This is a genomic window from Pseudomonas sp. H2_D02 (assembly GCF_054677635.1).
This window is the reverse complement of sequence record NZ_CP162816.1, coordinates 5031588-5048479: the sequence shown is the minus strand read 5'-3', so window position 1 is coordinate 5048479 and position 16892 is coordinate 5031588. Positions and strand designations below refer to the sequence as shown.

Genomic DNA, 16892 nt, shown 5'->3' with positions numbered 1-16892 from the left:
CGGGGAGCGGCCGATTTCAGCCGTGGAATACCAGGAACAACAGCACGATATTCACGACCAGCGACACCAGCGCCAACGTTCGCCACACCTTCAGCGGTTCTCTCTCCAGCAGGGGCCGGGGCCTTACGCTCAAGCTGCGGCGCTCGCCCTGTTCCAGCAACAGCAACCATTCCTCGGCGGTTTCAAAGCGCTGGTCCGGGTCCGCGGCGACGGCACGTTCGAGGCTTTGCCCGAGCCATTCGGCGAGGTCCGGTCGATAGCGGCTGGCGCTGACCGGCACGCCGAAGCGCGGGCGCTGGAAGGCTTCGACTTCACCGTAGGGATAGTGCCCGGTCAGCAGGAAATACAAGGTCACGCCGACCGAGTACAAATCCTGTTGAGCGGTCGGCGCGGCACCGCCGAAGGCTTCCGGAGCAATGTAGCTGGGCGTGCCAGGCAAGACGTTGGCCTGGTCCTCGGACAAACCTGGGCAATACGCCAGGCCAAAATCCAATAGGCGAAGTTCACCGTCGTCGCCCAGGTGCAGGTTTTCCGGCTTGATGTCGCGGTGGTAGATCTGCCGTCGATGCAACAGGCCCACCGCCCGCACCAGCCGTTGTGCGAGGTCCTGCCATTGCGCCAGGGGCAGCGTGCCGGTCCGGTCGAACATCTCGGCCAGGGTCATGCCCGAATATTCGCGCATCACGTAGTACAGATGCTGGCGCTGGGGCACGCCATGCACTTCGGGAAATTGCCTGCCGGCGACTCGCTTGAGAAACCATTCTTCCGACAACAAGGCCTGCCCGGCCCGAGAATCGTCCCGCAGTTGCGCAGGCAAGGTTTTCAGTAGCCAGGGTTGGCCCTGGCCGTCGTGGACCCGGTAAAGCAACGATTGCTGGCTCTGGCCGAGCAAACTTTCGATCTGCCAACCCTCGAAGGCCTGGCCGGGCTTCAGCGTCGGCGGCAACGGCCACTGCTGGAGCTGGATCAACGCATCGCCGATGCTGGCTTCGCCCAAGGCATCGACGCGCACCAGCAACGCACTGGCGTTGTCCTGGCTGCCGGCCAGGTGGGCGGCGTTCACCAATGTCTGGGCCGCGAGTTCGAGGTCTGGCTGGTCACGCAGAATGCCGGCGATGGCGGTGTCGCCGAGTACTGCCCACACGCCGTCACTGAGCAGCACGAAAGTTTCGTCCTCGCGCAGTTCCCCGTCGAGGAAATCCAGGATCAGGTGTTGATCCAGCCCCAGGGCACGCTTGAGCACGTGTTGCATGCCCTGTTGTTCCCAGACGTGATCTTCGCTGATCCGTTGCAGATGATCGGCTTGCCAACGGTAGACCCGGCAATCACCGACATGGGCCAGGGTGAAGCGCCGGCCCCGCAGCACCAGCGCGCTGACGGTGGTGAGCAGCGGTTGCCCGCCACCGTTGGCTTGCAACCAGCGGTTCTGTGCCAGTAACAGCCGGTCCAGCGCCTGGGCCACGCCCCAGGTTTGCGGCGTGGAGTAGTAATCCAAGGCCAGCGCTTGCAAGGTCGAGCGGGCGGCCAATCCGCCATCGGCGCATTGGCTCACGCCGTCGGCGATGGCGAACAGGTAACCCTTGCTGGCGGCCAAGGCCGGGGCGGGGGTGACCAGGCGCAGGGCGTCCTGGTTTTCTTCCCGGGGGCCGATGGCGCTGGCCTCGGCGAAACTCAATTGCAGGCTCATGGTTGCAGGTTATACCCGAGCGGCGGTGACGGCGGCCGAACCCCAGGTGGTTCTCCAGCGACGCTTGACGCCGTGCAGGCCGAACCAGGCCAGGACACCGAGGCTGGCAAACAACCACAACGCCAGTTGATAGCTGCCAGTGCTCTGCTTGATCGCACCCATGCCCGCCGCCAGGGCGAAGCCGCCGATGCCGCCGGCCATGCCGATCAAACCAGTCATCACGCCGATTTCGCGACGGAAACGTTGTGGCACCAGTTGGAACACCGCACCGTTGCCTGCACCCAGACCGAGCATGGTGCACACGAACAGTGCCAGCGCCGCGTAGGAACTTGGCAGGTTGAAACCCACGGCAGCGATGCAGATAGCCGCCACGGTGTACATGCCCAGCAGGGTGCGGATGCCGCCGAAACGGTCTGCCAAGGCGCCGCCCAGTGGGCGCATCAGGCTGCCACCGAAGACGCAGGCGGCGGTGTAGTAGCCGGCGGTGACCGGGCTCAGGCCGTATTGGTCGTTGAAGTAGCCGGGCAGGGCGCTGGCCAGGCCGATGAAGCCGCCAAAGGTCACGCTGTAGAAAAACATGAACCACCAGCTGTCGCGATCGCCGAGGGCCTTGAGGTAGTCAGCCATGGATTTGGCTTTCGGCCGCTCGGGGGCGTTCTTGGCCATCAAGCTGAAGGCGATCAGGGTCAGGACCAGCGGGATCAGCGCGAAGCCGAACACATTGGTCCAGCCAAAGGCCACGGCCATGACCGGTGCGATCAATGCAGCGAGCACGGTGCCGGAGTTGCCCGCACCGGCGATGCCCATGGCCTTGCCTTGGTGCTGGGGCGGATACCACTGGGACGCCAGTGGCAGGGCGACGGCGAACGAAGCACCGGCCACGCCCAGGAACAGGCCCAGCAGCAACGCTTGTTCATAGCTGTGGATGCCGAGTTTCCAGGCGCAGAACAGCGCACCGATGACGATCACCTGGCCGACCATGCCGGCGGTCTTGGGTGAAATCCGGTCGGCCAGCAGACCCATGAACAAGCGCAGTACGGCGCCGGCGAGGATCGGCGTGGCGACCATCAGGCCGCGCTGTTGAGTGGTCAGGTGCAGGTCGGTGGATATCTGCACCGCCAATGGGCCAAGCAGGTACCAGACCATGAAACTCAGGTCGAAATAGAGGAAGGCCGCGAACAGTGTCGGGGTATGGCCGGATTTCCAGAAGCTTGAATTCATCGCGCACCTCAGCTGTAAAAGTCTCGAGAAATGAGTCAGTGCTTTGAGCAGTGCGCCGCCTGTGGTCGCACCACCGGTCCCGCAGGACCAAAACAAAAAAACGCCGCAACCCGGATTGCTGGAGGGCAATGGGGTATGCGACGTCTTTGTCGTAGGTGGGGCAACCGCCGTTGGTTACCTGTGGGGTGGGTTAAGCGAGATCTGTGCCAACCTGATAATTCGGGGCGAGCCCTTCGCGAGCGGGCTCGCTCTCACAGTGGATCGGGAGCGTTCGCAAATGCTAGTGCTCACCCTGAGATCAATGTGGGAGCGAGCTTGCTCGCGATGACGGTGGGTCAGTCGATTGCGATGTTGAAGGCTAGATAGCTATCGCGAGCAAGCTCGCTCCCACAGGGGCCAGAGGTGTGCTCGGACCTGTGGGAGCGAGCCTGCTCGCGATGGCGGCAGGCCCTGCGCTACAAGGCTTTCAGCCCAGCAGCTCATTCATGGCAATGATCTGCTCCGCCACCTGGATCAGCTTCTGCTGGCGGCTCATGGCCTGGCGGCGCATCAGGGTGTAGGCCTGTTCCTCGTTGCACTCCTTCATCTTCATGAGCATGCCCTTGGCCAGTTCGATGCGCTTGCGTTCGGCCAGTTGCTGGTCCCGGGCCAGGAGTTGGGCGCGCAGGGCCTGGTCGCTTTCGAAGCGGGCCATGGCGACGTCGAGGATCGGTTGCAGGCGCGCGGCATGGATGCCTTCGACGATGTAGGCGCTGACGCCCGACTTGATCGCCTGGCGCATTACATCCGGGTCGTGCTCGTCGGTAAACATGACGATCGGTCGCGGCTGGTCACGACTGACCAGCACCACTTGCTCCATCACATCGCGTCCGGGTGACTCGGTATCGATCAGGATCACGTCCGGACGCACTGTTTCGACGCGCGCCGGCAGGTCGATGGTCAGGCCGGATTCGTCGATCACTTCGAAACCGGCTTCAATCAGGGCGGCTTTCAGGCGACCGACTTTTTTCGCGGTGTCGTTGATCAGCAGGATACGCAGCATGGTCGTGGCTCCTGTCAGCGGCTGGCGAGAAGGGGAGCCGCATCGCTCAAGGCGTGCAGTTTGAAGCTGCGGGCGTACCCGGCCGGATCAGTGCCGTCCCAGGTGGTGCCGTCGATCAGTTGGCTGCTGCGCATGTCCTGGCCTGGGGAGATTACGCCCAGCGCCGCGGCGGCTTCACGGTACAGCTTGAGCTGCTGGACCTGGCGCGCGACGGCCAGGTAGTCCGGGTCTTCACGCAGCAGGCCCCAGCGACGGAACTGGGTCATGAACCACATGCCATCGGACAAGTATGGCAGGTTCACCTCGCCGCCTCCGTGGAAGCGCATGGCATGGGGGTCCTGCCAACTGTTGCCCAAGCCGTCGGCATAGATGCCCAGCAAGCGCGGCTCGATGCAGTCCAGCGGCGCGTCGAGGTATTCGGGTGCGCTCAACAGTTGTGCGGTGCTGCGACGGTTTTCAGTGCTTTGCTCGATGAAGCGGCTTGCTTCCAGGATCGCCATTACCAGCGCCCGGGCGGTATTGGGGTATTGCTCGACGAACGCGCGGGTGCAGCCGAGGACCTTTTCCGGGTGGTCGGGCCAGATGGTCTGGGTGGTCGCCAGGGTAAAACCGAGGTTTTGCTTTACCGCACTGGCGCACCAGGGCTCGCCCACGCAAAAACCGTCGATGCGCCCGGCTTGCAGGTGGGCGACCATCTGCGGCGGCGGCACCACGACGCTGTCGACATCCGATAGCGGATGGATGCCCTGGGCCGCGAGCCAGTAATAGAGCCACATGGCATGGGTGCCGGTGGGGAAGGTCTGGGCGAAGGTCAGTTTCGGGCGAGTTTGGTGCACGTGCCGTTCCAGTGCTTCAGGACTGGTCACGCCTTGGGCCTGGAGGCCGTGGGAGAGGTTGATGCTCTGGCCGTTCTGGTTCAACCCCATCAGCACGGCCATGTCCGTCGGTGCGACGCCGCCAATGCCCAGATGCACTGCGTAGATCAAGCCATAGAGGCTGTGGGCGGCATCGATTTCACCGCTGACCAGCTTGTCCCGCAGGTTGGCCCAGGATGCCTGGCGCTTGAGATTCAGGGTCAGGCCGTAGGGTTGGGCGAAGCCTTGGGTGGCGGCCACCACCACCGGGGCGCAGTCGCTCAAGGCCATGAAGCCGAGGTTGATCGCGCTCTTTTCCGGGGCATCGCTGCCATTGACCCAGGCCAGGGGCGTGGCTGGAACTTCATTCATCGATATCACCTTCCACATGAAAAGGCGCCGTGTCCTGGCCAGGAGAGGCCGGACGCCGACGCCGTTGTCCTTTGAAACAGTGCGGCACTCATTCCGTCGTTGGCATGGGGCGCTGATGACCAAAAAGGTGCAAGGCATATGCCAGCGCTGCGGTTTTGTGCGAGCGCCTCGCTTGCGACGCCGTTGCGCGGCTATAATCGCCGCCTCATTTCGTCGCCCGAGTCAAAGCCGCCCATGTACACCCTGGCCCGTGAACTGCTGTTCAAATTCTCCCCGGAAACCTCCCACGACCTGTCCCTGGACTTGATCGGCGCGGGCGGGCGCTTGGGCCTTAACGGTCTGCTGTGCAAGGCCCCGGCGAAACTGCCGGTGACGGTCATGGGGCTGGAGTTTCCCAACCCGGTCGGGCTGGCGGCGGGCCTGGACAAGAATGGCGCGGCCATCGACGGCTTCGCGCAATTGGGTTTCGGCTTCGTGGAAATCGGCACCGTGACGCCGCGGCCGCAGCCGGGCAACCCCAAGCCACGACTGTTCCGTCTGCCCCAGGCCGAGGCGATCATCAATCGCATGGGCTTCAACAACCTGGGCGTCGATCACCTGCTGGCCCGTGTCGCGGCGGCCAGGTACAAGGGTGTGCTGGGCATCAACATCGGCAAGAACTTCGACACCCCGGTGGAGCGTGCCGTCGACGATTACCTGATCTGCCTGGACAAGGTCTACGCCCACGCCAGCTATATCACCGTGAACGTCAGTTCCCCGAACACCCCGGGGCTGCGCAGCCTGCAGTTCGGTGATTCGCTCAAGCAACTGCTGGCCGACCTGGCCCGGCGCCGTGCGGAGCTGGCGGTCACCCATGGCCGACATGTGCCGCTGGCGATCAAGATTGCCCCGGACATGAGCGACGAGGAAACCGCCCAAGTGGCCCAGGCGCTGATCGAGACAGGCATGGACGCGGTGATCGCCACCAATACCACGCTGGGCCGCGAAGGTGTCGAAGGGCTGGAACACGGTGATGAGGCGGGCGGCTTGTCTGGCGCGCCGGTGCGTGACAAGAGCACCCACACCGTAAAAGTCCTGGCGGGTGAATTGGCGGGACGTTTGCCGATCATCGCGGCGGGCGGGATTACCGAAGGTCGGCACGCCGCCGAGAAGATCACCGCCGGGGCGAGCCTGGTGCAGGTTTATTCGGGGTTCATCTACAAGGGGCCAGCGTTGATTCGCGAGTCGGTGGATGCGATTGCGGCGTTGGGGTGATTCCTAAGGTTGGTGAGGTCCATTTGTGGCGAGGGGATTTATCCCCGCTGGGCGTGAAGCGGCCCCTGTAAGCTGCTCTCGGTGTGTCAGGTTTATTGTGTGATCTTTTTGGGGTTGCTGCGCAGCCCAGCGGGGATAAATCCCCTCGCCACAGCAGTGTTTGCAGCTCAAGTCCAAGAAACCCGGGCATTAAAAAGGGCTCCTTGAAGGAGCCCCCTGGGCCGCAGCCCGCCGTCCGGATGGGACGTGCGTGGTTAAATCGGTTTGGATGTCAGATTGTCGAGTTCTTGAGTAATAGGCCCTGTGTCAGCCGACGGCGTGAAGTTCGTTGAGTCTGTGGATACCCGCAGTGCCGGTCATACCGTCCCAGTTGTCGCCGCGTCCTTCCCGCCAGCCATTGATCCAGGCTTGACGTACCGACGGTAGAGTAAAGGGGCAAAGCTCACGGGATTTACCACCAACGCCATATTGGTAACCGCGTAAAAAAGCTCTTTCCAACGGATCACGCTTAAGTCTTCTCATAGGGTGTTGCCCTCACTTGTTGACTGTTGCTTAGCGTCGACCTCTATCGAGGCCGGGGCAGAATCATTCTGCCGTTGGTGGCTCGTTGCTAAGCGTGACGAGCCAAGGTGTTGACGCCGTTGCGACGTCAACCTGTGGTGAGTTCTAACCAAAGCGTCACACGGATGGAATGATCGTTTTGTCATAAGCACGTAACAATAAAGATGTTAGTGCGATAAGTAACATGATGTTCGACACCCGCTTTCGAGCAAGACCCCTGTATGATCAGCCCTGCGCTGAAAGGCGGTCGCCGGAATCGAATGAGAATGTCCCCCTGTTGCACTCGGGTACTATTCGACGAAAGGGACGACTTTTCACAATTTGTTGCACAGAATTTTTTATCTGCCCTCGCATCTAAGCTCTTTGAACCTGAGCGGCGAGGACGGAGCGGCACACTTTCGTGCCACGCGGGTGCTCTTGAGAAAAGCACCTGATTGAACCCGGCCCGGCAATGCGTTGCCCGGCCCACTTAGCCAAAGGCTCTGGAAATCCCATGTCCGACCGTTTCGAACTCTTCCTCACTTGCCCCAAGGGCCTCGAAGGCCTGCTTCTTGAGGAAGCCGTCGGGCTTGGCCTTGAAGAGGCGCGAGAGCATACCTCGGCCGTTCGCGGCAGCGCTGACATGGAGACGGCCTATCGGCTCTGCCTCTGGTCCCGCCTGGCCAACCGCGTGTTGCTGGTGCTCAAGCGCTTCCCGATGAAGGATGCCGAAGACCTTTACCACGGTGTGCTGGATGTCGACTGGCAAGACCACATGCTCGCCGACGGCACCCTGGCGGTGGAGTTCAGCGGCCACGGCTCGGGCATCGACAACACCCATTTCGGCGCCTTGAAGGTCAAGGACGCCATTGTCGACAAACTGCGTACGCCGTCGGGCGAGCGCCCGTCCATCGACAAGCTCAACCCGGACCTGCGCATCCACCTGCGCCTGGACCGCGGCGAAGCGATCCTCTCCCTGGACCTTTCCGGCCACAGCCTGCACCAGCGCGGTTATCGCCTGCAGCAAGGCGCCGCGCCGCTGAAGGAAAACCTCGCCGCCGCGATCCTGATCCGCGCCGGTTGGCCGCGCATTGCCGCCGAAGGCGGGGCGCTGGCCGACCCGATGTGCGGCGTCGGCACATTCCTGGTGGAAGCCGGCATGATCGCCGCCGACATGGCGCCGAACCTGCGTCGCCAGCAATGGGGCTTTACCGCCTGGCTCGGCCATGTGCCGGCGTTGTGGAAGAAGCTTCATGAAGAAGCCTCTGAACGCGCCGCTGCCGGGCTGGCCAAGCCGCCGTTGTGGATCCGCGGCTACGAGGCCGATCCACGGCTGATCCAGCCGGGTCGCAACAACGTCGAGCGCGCGGGCCTGAGCGAGTGGATCAAGATCTACCAGGGCGAAGTCGCCACCTTCGAGCCGCGCCCGGACCAGAACCAGAAAGGCCTGGTGATCTGCAACCCTCCGTATGGCGAACGCCTGGGCGATGAAGCCAGCCTGCTTTATCTCTACCAGAACCTCGGCGAACGCCTGCGCCAGGCCTGCCTGAACTGGGAGGCCGCGGTGTTCACCGGCGCGCCGGACCTGGGCAAGCGCATGGGCATTCGCAGCCACAAGCAGTATTCGTTCTGGAACGGCGCCTTGCCCTGCAAGCTGCTGTTGATCAAGGTGTTGCCGGATCAGTTCGTCACGGGCGAGCGTCGGACCCCGGAGCAACGCCAGGCCGAGCGTGAGCAATCCGCCTACGACCAGACCCCGGATGTCCCGCAGGAGCGTCAGTACAACAAGAACGGCAACCCGATCAAGCCAGCGTCGGCACCGGCCCCCGTGGTCGAACAGGCGCGCCTGAGCGAAGGCGGGCAGATGTTCGCCAATCGCCTGCAGAAAAACCTCAAGCTGCTGAGCAAGTGGGCCAAGCGTGAAGGCGTGGACTGCTATCGCGTCTACGATGCCGACATGCCGGAATACTCGATGGCCATCGACCTGTACCACGATTGGGTTCACGTGCAGGAGTACGTCGCGCCGAAGTCCATCGATCCGGAAAAGGCCTCGGCCCGCTTGTTCGATGCGCTGGCGGCGATCCCCCAGGCCTTGAACGTCGACAAGAGCCGCGTCATCATCAAGCGCCGCGAGCGCCAGAGCGGCACCAAGCAGTACGAGCGCCAGAGTGCCCAAGGCAAGTTCACCGAAGTCAACGAAGGCGGCGTGAAGCTGCTCGTCAACCTCACGGATTACCTCGACACCGGGCTGTTTCTCGATCACCGGCCCATGCGTCTGCGAATCCAGAAAGAAGCGGCCGGCAAGCGCTTCCTCAACCTGTTCTGCTACACCGCGACCGCCAGCGTCCACGCTGCCAAGGGCGGTGCCCGCAGCACTACCAGCGTCGATTTGTCGAAAACCTACCTGGATTGGGCGCGGCGCAACCTGTCGCTCAATGGCTTTTCCGACAAGAACCGCCTGGAGCAGGGTGACGTGATGGCGTGGCTGGAAGCCAGCCGTGACGAATACGAGCTGATCTTCATCGATCCGCCGACCTTCTCCAACTCCAAGCGCATGGAAGGCGTGTTCGACGTGCAGCGCGATCACGTCCAGTTGCTGGACCTGGCCATGGCGCGCCTGGCGCCGGGCGGCGTGTTGTATTTCTCCAACAACTTCCGCAAGTTCCAACTCGAAGAGAACTTGGCCGAGCGTTACGCGGTGGAGGAAATCACCGCGAAGACCATCGATCCGGATTTCGCCCGAAACAGCAAGATTCACCGCGCATGGAAAATCACGGCACGCTGATCTCGTTGATTGGATCCACCCAAGCCTTGAAATTCAAGGCTTCCGGGTGTTTTTGGGGCTGGCTAAAATAGTGGCAAATAGCTATAACTTAGCTGTGATCGGGGCGGTTCAAAATGCCTGGTCCTTTTCTGAGTTATGGGTATGGCATTTTTACATCCGGTGCGTCCCAGGATCCTGGGTTTTATCAGCGAAGATGTTTCAGCGTGGCTGGTGGCTTCACTGGTCCTGGTGGCGGGGGGCTTGCTGACCGGCTTGTTGGCCTGGGGCACGTTGAATCTGTTCAATCAGCAACTGCGCCAACGTTTCGCGCTGCAAGTCGACGAGCGCTACAGCCGCATCGAAGAGCGCTTTCAGGACCAGGTCCAACGCCTCGACAGCCTGAGGCGTTTCTTCGCCAACTCCGATGGGGTTTCCAACACCGAATTCCATGGCTACACCGAAGCCATGCTGCGCCATACCCGGGCCTTCGCCTGGGCGCCCCGGGTGCTTCGGGACGAGCGGCAGGCATTCGAGCACCAGGCGCGCGCCGAAGTCTCCGGTACGTTTACCATTCGTGAGCCGGACGAGGCGGGCCTGCTGCGAGAGGCCCCCGAGCGGGACGAATACGTACCGGTGCTGTACGTCCAGGGCCAGCCCTCCTATGGCGCACCGCTGGGCCTGGATCTGCTTTACCAACCCACGCGCCGCGCCACGCTGGAACGGGCCCGCGAACGTAACGCCATGACAGTGTCCAAGCCCCTGGACCTGGTCGGCGTCGATCCGATCTTTTCCAGGGGAATCATGCTGGCCGCGCCAGTGGTGCGGCATTCCGGAAGTGAACTGTTGGGTTTCGTCGTGGCTGCGGTCAGCATGCGCCAACTGATGTCTGATGGCCTGCCGGATTCCGGTCATGACAACTTGTCGATGCGGGTGCTGGACCTGTCCAGCGACGATCATCAAGAAGTGCTGTACGAGAGCCCTGACCGCCCGGGCAAAAGCGAGTTGTCGGCGACCCGGCTGTTGCGCCTGGCCGATCGTGACTTCCGGGTTGAGCTGCGACCCAGCCACTTGTTCCTGTCGAGCAATCATTCCAGCGTGATGAGCCTGACGGTGCTGGGCGGGTTACTCAGCCTGATGCTCAGTGTCTTGTTCTACACGCTGGTCAGCCAGCGGCAACGGGCCCTGGCGCTGGTGGAGCAACGGACCCAGGAACTGCGGGCCCGGGAAACGGAATTGCGCGGGACCCATGGCCAGTTGAGGGGCGTGCTCGACGCCGCGACACAGGTTGCGATCATTGCCACTGATTTGCGCGGTGTCATCACCACTTTCAATGCCGGTGCCGAGCAGATGCTCGGTTATCGGAGCTGCGATGTCTTGCAGAGCATGACCCTGGAAAGCCTCCATGTCCCGCGCGAGCTGCAGGAGCGGGCAGCCCAGCTCGCCGCTCGCTTTGGCAAACCGATCCCCACCTGCCACGCCATGTTGCTGGAAGGCGGCGAGCAGGGTGGCCAGCAGGCGCGGGAGTGGACGCTCGTACGCCGCGACGGCAGCTATCTGACGGTGAACATGCTGGCGACTCCGGTGCTGGACGACCAGGGGCTTTGGGTCGGGCACCTGGCGATCTGCATCGACGTCACCGAGCGCAAGCGCGTCCACGAAGCATTGGCCGCCAGGGATCTGTTGTTGAAGAAACTCAGCGCCCATGTGCCCGGCGGTATCTATCAGTTCAAGATGGATTTCAACGGCAGCTTCAGCGTGATCTACGCCAGCGATGGCATCCGGGATATCTACGAACTGGAGCCGGACGTCCTGGTGCGGCACGCCGAAGCGATTTTTTCCCGCATTCATCCCTTGGACAGTGCGCGGGTTCGCGCGTCGATCCGCACCTCGGCCGATACCCTGAGCCCATGGCGCGAAGAGTATCGGGTGCAGTTGCCACTGCGGGGCCTGCGTTGGGTCCGCGGCGAGGCAACGCCCGAGCAACTGCCGGGCGGCGGGGTGCTGTGGCACGGTTATATTTCGGATATTTCCGATCTCAAGCGTGTGGAAGAAGAGCTGCGGGCTCTGTCCGTGACCGACACCCTGACCGGGATTCGCAACCGGCGTTATTTCCAGGAGCGGCTGACCTCGGAGTTGGCCCGGGTCGAGCGCGGCTCTGGGGAAATGGCGGTCATCATGCTCGACATTGATCATTTCAAACGCATCAACGATCAATATGGGCACGCGATGGGCGACCGAGTCTTGCAAGCGGTCTGCGAGCGCATCACCCAGCGACTGCGACGCACCGATGTGTTCTGCCGGCTGGGCGGGGAAGAGTTCGTGGTGTTGTGCCCGGACACCGACGGTGAAAGCGCCTACGCGCTGGCCGTGGGATTGTGGGACGGCCTGCGCGGGGCGCCGATCGAGGAGGTGGGGGTCATCACTGCGAGTTTTGGCGTCGCCAGCCTCCGTCCCGGCGAAGGCGCCGATGCGCTGCTGCTACGAGCTGACTCGGGGGTCTATGCGGCCAAGCAGGCCGGGCGCGATCGGGTCGAGGCGCCGTTGGGATAGTGCCTTTTACGCTAACCACTGTGGGAGCGAGCTTGCTCGCGAAAGCGGTATTTCATTCAGCATCGATGTGTGCTGACCTACCGAATCGCGAGCAAGCTCGCTCCCACACTTGATCTCTGTCGTCCCGGCTCAGAGCACCGAAGCCGCCTGCGGGAGCTTCGGCTGGCGATACAGGTCAAGCAATACCTGGTCCAGCACCGAAGAGGCACCCCATGGCTTCGGATCGTTGAGGATCGCCACGACCGCCCAGGTGTTGCCATTGATGTCGCGGCTGAAGCCGGCGATGGCGCGGACGGTGTTCAGCGTGCCGGTCTTGATGTGGGCTTCGCCGGCCATGGCGGTGGTCTTGAGGCGCTTGCGCATGGTGCCGTCGGTGCCGGCGATGGGCATCGAGCTGACGAACTCCGCCGCATAGGGGCTGTGCCATGCCGCTTGCAGCATCGCCGCCATTTCCCGGGCACTGACCCGTTCAGCGCGGGACAGGCCCGAGCCGTTTTCCATCACCAGGTGCGGCGCGGTAATGCCTTTCTTGGCCAGCCACTGGCGTACGACCCGCTGCGCAGCCTTGGCGTCGTCGCCGTCGGCCTCGTTGCGAAACTGCGCACCGAGGCTGAGGAACAGTTGCTGGGCCATGGTGTTGTTACTGTATTTGTTGATGTCGCGGATGATCTCCGCCAGGTCTGGCGAGAAGGCCCGGGCGAGCAACTTGGCGTTGCCCGGGGTCGCGGCCAGGCGATCGTTGCCCTGGATGCTGCCGCCCAGTTCTTTCCAGATCGCCCGCACGGCACCAGCGGTATAGGTGGCGTGATCGAGCAATGACAGGTAGGTCTGGGAGCTGCATCCATCGCCGAGTTGGCCACTGACGGTGACGGTCATGCTGCCATCGGCGTTCGCCACCGGGTTGTAGCGAACGCCGCTGCGGCGCACTGCTTGCCATTGGCGGCCTTGACCACGTTTTCGATGCGGATGCTGGCAATCGGCGGCTCGACCGATACCAGCACCCGGCCGCCGTCGTTGCGGGCGACGAAGCGCAGGGCCTTGAGGTTGACCAGCAGCGAGTCGGGCTTGACCAGGAAGGGTTTGTTCTCGTCGTTGCCGTCGTCGTTGAACTCGGGCAATTGTGGCTGGATGAAAAAACTCCGATCCAGCACCAGGTCGCCGGTCACCTGCTGCACGCCGTTGGCCCGCAGGTCGCGCATCAACAGCCAGAGTTTTTCCATGTTCAGCTTGGGATCGCCGCCACCCTTGAGGTACAGGTTGCCGTTGAGGATCCCGCCGCTGAGGGTCCCGTCGGTGTAGAACTCGGTTTTCCACTGGTGGTTCGGCCCGAGCATCTCCAAAGCAGCGTAGGTCGTGACCAATTTCATGGTGGACGCCGGGTTCACGGAGACATCGGCGTTGTACAGCGTCGGGGTGCCAGGGCCATCGAGCGGCACCATGACCAGGGACAGGGCGTTGTCTTGCAGCTTGCTGTTCTTGAGGGCCTTTTGCACATTCGGCGACAGGGCGGTGTTGATGGTGGCGGCGTGGGTGGTGACAGGAAGGGCCAGGGGAAGAAGAAGGCTGGCCAGGAGCAATGGACGCAAAGATTTGATCATGTGAAGTAAAACCCTGCAGGCGAGGGGGAAAAAGACGAGGACATGAAAATGAACGCCCTCAACGGTCATGAAAGTTCGGCATTATGCCCCAAGGCGCAACGGCTTGTGCCGTGCCCAAGCCCGTCGAAGCGGTATTTTTTTACCGGCGGTAGCGCGACATGCCCGATGAGTCGGGCAATCGACGCACCAAACTGGTAAAGTGCCGGCCGTTATTACTTATGAGGATTGTTCCAATGGCGACTAACCGTTCCCAGCGTCTGCGCAAAAAGCTGTGCGTGGATGAATTTCAAGAGCTGGGTTTCGAACTGAACCTGGATTTCAAAGAAGATCTGGCCGATGAGGCTATTGACGCTTTCCTCGACGCTTTCCTGAAAGAAGCCATGGAAGCCAACGGCCTGGGTTATGTCGGCGGTGACGACTACGGCCTGGTTTGCCTGCAGAAGCGTGGCTCGGTGACCGAAGAGCAGCGCGCTGCCGTTGAAGCCTGGCTCAAGGCCCGTCCTGAGCTGACCAGCGTTGAAGTCAGCCCGTTGCTGGACGTGTGGTACCCGGAAAAGCCGATCAACCCGAAGGCTTGATGGTGTAAAAAAAACCGGCGACCTTTACAGGTGCCGGTTTTTTTGTGCCTGCCATTTGTGCGGCGCTTGCCAGGCCGCCTTCGCGAGCAAGCCCGCTCCCACAGAGGTGATATGAACGACACATATCCACTGTGGGAGCGGGCTTGCCCGCGAAGCTTTTAAGTTTCAGGCGTTGCGCCAGTTCAGGATCAGCAACGTCAACACCCCCGCCACAATCCCCCAGAACGCCGAACCGATGGAAAACAGCGTCAGCCCCGACGCCGTGACCATGAAAGTGACCAGTGCCGCCTCCCGTTCCTTCACTTCGCTCATGGCGATGCTCAGCCCATTGATGATCGACCCGAACAGCGCCAGGGCCGCGATGGACAGCACCAGTTCCTTGGGCAATGCCGCGAACAGTGCGGCCAGCGTTGCGCCGAACACTCCGGCAATCCCATAGAAAATCCCGCACCACACGGCGGCCGTGTAGCGCTTGTTGCGATCTTCATGGGCGTGCGGCCCGGTGCAGATCGCTGCGCTGATCGCCGCCAGGTTGATCCCGTGGGAGCCGAACGGCGCCAGCAGCAGCGAGGCGACGCCGGTGCTGGTGATCAACGGCGACGCCGGTACGTTGTAGCCATCGGCGCGTAGCACGGCAATGCCAGGCATGTTCTGCGAGGTCATTGCCACGACGAACAGCGGGATGCCGATGCTGATGGTGGCCGCCAGGGAAAAGTGCGGCGTGGTCCAGACCGGTGTCGCGACTTCCAGGGCGAAACCGCTGAAATCCAAAAGTCCCAACAGGCCCGACAGCGCGGTGCCGACCAGCAGCGCCGCCAGCACCGCGTAACGCGGCGAGAGGCGCTTGACGATCAGGTAGGTGAAGAACATGCCCAGCACCAGGCCGGTGCGGTGCTGGGTGGCGACAAAGATTTCGCTGCCGATCTTGAACAGGATGCCCGCCAGCAACGCCGCCGCCAGCGAGGCCGGAATGCGCTTGACCAGGCGCTCGAAACTGCCGGTCAGGCCGCAGATTGTCACCAACGCCGCGCACGTTATATAGGCACCGATGGCCTCGCCATAACTCACGCCGCCCAGGCTGGTGATCAGCAACGCCGCGCCGGGAGTCGACCAGGCAATGGTAATCGGGGTGCGATAGCGCAGCGAAAGGCCGATGGAGCACACGGCCATGCCGATGGAAATCGCCCAGATCCACGAGGAAATCTGCCCGCTGGTCAGGCCCGCCGCTTGCCCAGCCTGGAACATCAGCACCAGGGAACTGGTGTAGCCCGTCATCATGGCGATGAAGCCGGCGACGATGGCCGAGGGCGATGTATCGGCCAAGGGACGAAGTGGCGCGGTCGTGACTTCGGTCATGGTGGGCGGTGTTCCTTGTTGTAGATTGGCTGGCCTTGATGGGCCACGGGTTTCGTGGTTTAAGCCTAAACTCAACACCGTGGTCGATTGCAATACAGCCATGTCCGCAAAGAGCCGTACAGTCGTGTTGCCATCAGAGGTTGTGTACAATCGCCGTGTTTTTTACGCGATACTTGCCAGCGACCCGCTGTGCCGTATTACAGTCACGGTTAAATCGCCGCAGTTCTCCCGACTCGAGTGCCCATGAACGAACAGTTGCAGCCCCTCAAGAAACAACCGCGAGCAGGCAAAGCCGGCCGCAGCGGAACCCAGGACGATATTGTCTATGCGCACATTTTCGAGGCCATCCTCGAGCAGCGCCTGGCGCCCGGTACCAAATTGAGCGAAGAGGCACTTGGGGAGATTTTCGGGGTGAGCCGCACCATCATTCGCCGTGCGCTGTCACGCCTGGCCCATGAAGGCGTGGTGCTGTTGCGGCCCAATCGCGGCGCGGTCGTCGCCAGCCCGAGTGTCGAAGAGGCACGCCAGGTGTTCTTCGCCCGGCGCATGGTGGAGAAGGCGATCACGGAACTGGCGGTCCAGCACGCCACCGCCGAGCAGCTTGCCGAGCTGCGGCAGATGGTCAGCGACGAGCGCGACAGTTTCTCCCGCGGCGATCGTGGTGCCGGCATCCGCTTGTCGGGCGAGTTCCACTTGAAGCTGGCCGAGGCGGCGAAGAATGCCCCGCTGATCAGCTTCCAGCGCAGCCTGGTATCCCAGACTTCGTTGATCATCGCCCAGTATGAAAGCGGCAACCGATCCCACTGTTCCTATGACGAACACACCCAACTGATCGACGCCATCGAGGCCCGCGACGCCAAGCTGGCGGTGGACCTGATGATGCACCACATGGACCACATCGACAGCAAACTCAACCTCGACGAGGAAAGCGCGTCGGATGACTTGCACGCGGTGTTCTCGCATCTGTTGCAGAGCAAGAAGCCGGGGCGTACGCCTGCCAAGCTCTGAGGGTTGAATCAGTCATACCGCCAATCGCGAGCAAGCTCGCTCCCACAGGGTTAGTGTGAACAACACAT

11 protein-coding genes and 1 pseudogene are annotated in these 16892 nt (G+C 62.4%); 5 read left to right on the top strand and 7 right to left on the bottom strand.

What is annotated here, in order from left to right; translation table 11 throughout:
- Positions 1 to 16: 16 nt before the first annotated feature.
- The 4 genes from AB4N42_RS22965 to AB4N42_RS22950 all read right to left on the bottom strand — a co-directional run bounded on the left by AB4N42_RS22965 (position 17) and on the right by AB4N42_RS22950 (position 5176).
- Positions 17 to 1687 carry a protein kinase domain-containing protein gene (locus AB4N42_RS22965; RefSeq protein WP_460115420.1) on the bottom strand — a complete coding sequence of 557 codons (1671 nt, stop codon included), beginning with the start codon at positions 1685 to 1687 and terminating at the stop codon, positions 17 to 19.
- Positions 1688 to 1696: 9 nt separating this feature from the next.
- On the bottom strand, positions 1697 to 2908 hold the full coding sequence (locus AB4N42_RS22960) for a nitrate/nitrite transporter (protein ID WP_334597194.1): 1212 nt from the start codon (positions 2906 to 2908) through the stop codon (positions 1697 to 1699).
- Between the two features lie 466 nt (positions 2909 to 3374).
- The gene (locus AB4N42_RS22955; protein WP_025212689.1) at positions 3375 to 3950 is read right to left on the bottom strand and encodes an ANTAR domain-containing response regulator; all 576 of its coding nucleotides are present in this window, start codon (positions 3948 to 3950) and stop codon (positions 3375 to 3377) included.
- A gap of 14 nt (positions 3951 to 3964) precedes the next feature.
- Positions 3965 to 5176 (bottom strand): CmpA/NrtA family ABC transporter substrate-binding protein, encoded by a 1212-nt coding sequence (locus AB4N42_RS22950; RefSeq protein WP_198797595.1) that lies wholly within the window; start codon positions 5174 to 5176, stop codon positions 3965 to 3967.
- Positions 5177 to 5410: 234 nt separating this feature from the next.
- Between AB4N42_RS22950 and AB4N42_RS22945 the strand changes: the two genes are divergently transcribed.
- Positions 5411 to 6430: a quinone-dependent dihydroorotate dehydrogenase gene (locus tag AB4N42_RS22945; RefSeq protein WP_460115419.1), complete on the top strand. Its 1020-nt coding sequence runs from the start codon at positions 5411 to 5413 to the stop codon at positions 6428 to 6430.
- 306 nt (positions 6431 to 6736) lie between these two features.
- Here the strand turns inward: AB4N42_RS22945 and rmf are convergent, their stop codons facing one another.
- Positions 6737 to 6952 carry a ribosome modulation factor gene (gene rmf, locus AB4N42_RS22940; protein WP_003223300.1) on the bottom strand — a complete coding sequence of 72 codons (216 nt, stop codon included), beginning with the start codon at positions 6950 to 6952 and terminating at the stop codon, positions 6737 to 6739.
- Positions 6953 to 7484: 532 nt separating this feature from the next.
- Here rmf and rlmKL point away from each other — a divergent pair.
- Together rlmKL and AB4N42_RS22930 are read left to right on the top strand one after the other, a co-directional pair.
- Positions 7485 to 9755: a bifunctional 23S rRNA (guanine(2069)-N(7))-methyltransferase RlmK/23S rRNA (guanine(2445)-N(2))-methyltransferase RlmL gene (rlmKL, locus tag AB4N42_RS22935; protein WP_460115418.1), complete on the top strand. Its 2271-nt coding sequence runs from the start codon at positions 7485 to 7487 to the stop codon at positions 9753 to 9755.
- A 141-nt stretch (positions 9756 to 9896) separates the two neighbouring features.
- Positions 9897 to 12284, top strand: coding sequence for a sensor domain-containing diguanylate cyclase (locus AB4N42_RS22930; RefSeq protein WP_460115417.1), 2388 nt, complete (start codon positions 9897 to 9899; stop codon positions 12282 to 12284).
- Positions 12285 to 12413: 129 nt separating this feature from the next.
- Here AB4N42_RS22930 and dacB read toward each other — a convergent pair.
- A pseudogene (dacB, locus tag AB4N42_RS22925) lies at positions 12414 to 13882 on the bottom strand (D-alanyl-D-alanine carboxypeptidase/D-alanyl-D-alanine endopeptidase).
- Positions 13883 to 14115: 233 nt separating this feature from the next.
- Between dacB and AB4N42_RS22920 the strand changes: the two are divergent.
- Positions 14116 to 14460 (top strand): YggL family protein, encoded by a 345-nt coding sequence (locus AB4N42_RS22920; RefSeq protein WP_039589030.1) that lies wholly within the window; start codon positions 14116 to 14118, stop codon positions 14458 to 14460.
- A 165-nt stretch (positions 14461 to 14625) separates the two neighbouring features.
- On the opposite strand, the gene AB4N42_RS22915 is transcribed toward AB4N42_RS22920, so the two are convergent.
- Entirely contained in the window at positions 14626 to 15816 is a 1191-nt protein-coding gene (locus tag AB4N42_RS22915) for a benzoate/H(+) symporter BenE family transporter (protein WP_198797590.1), read from the bottom strand.
- A 243-nt stretch (positions 15817 to 16059) separates the two neighbouring features.
- On the opposite strand from AB4N42_RS22915, the gene AB4N42_RS22910 reads away from it, so the two are divergent.
- Positions 16060 to 16824: a GntR family transcriptional regulator gene (locus AB4N42_RS22910; protein ID WP_030140875.1), complete on the top strand. Its 765-nt coding sequence runs from the start codon at positions 16060 to 16062 to the stop codon at positions 16822 to 16824.
- The last annotated feature ends 68 nt before the right edge of the window (positions 16825 to 16892 follow it).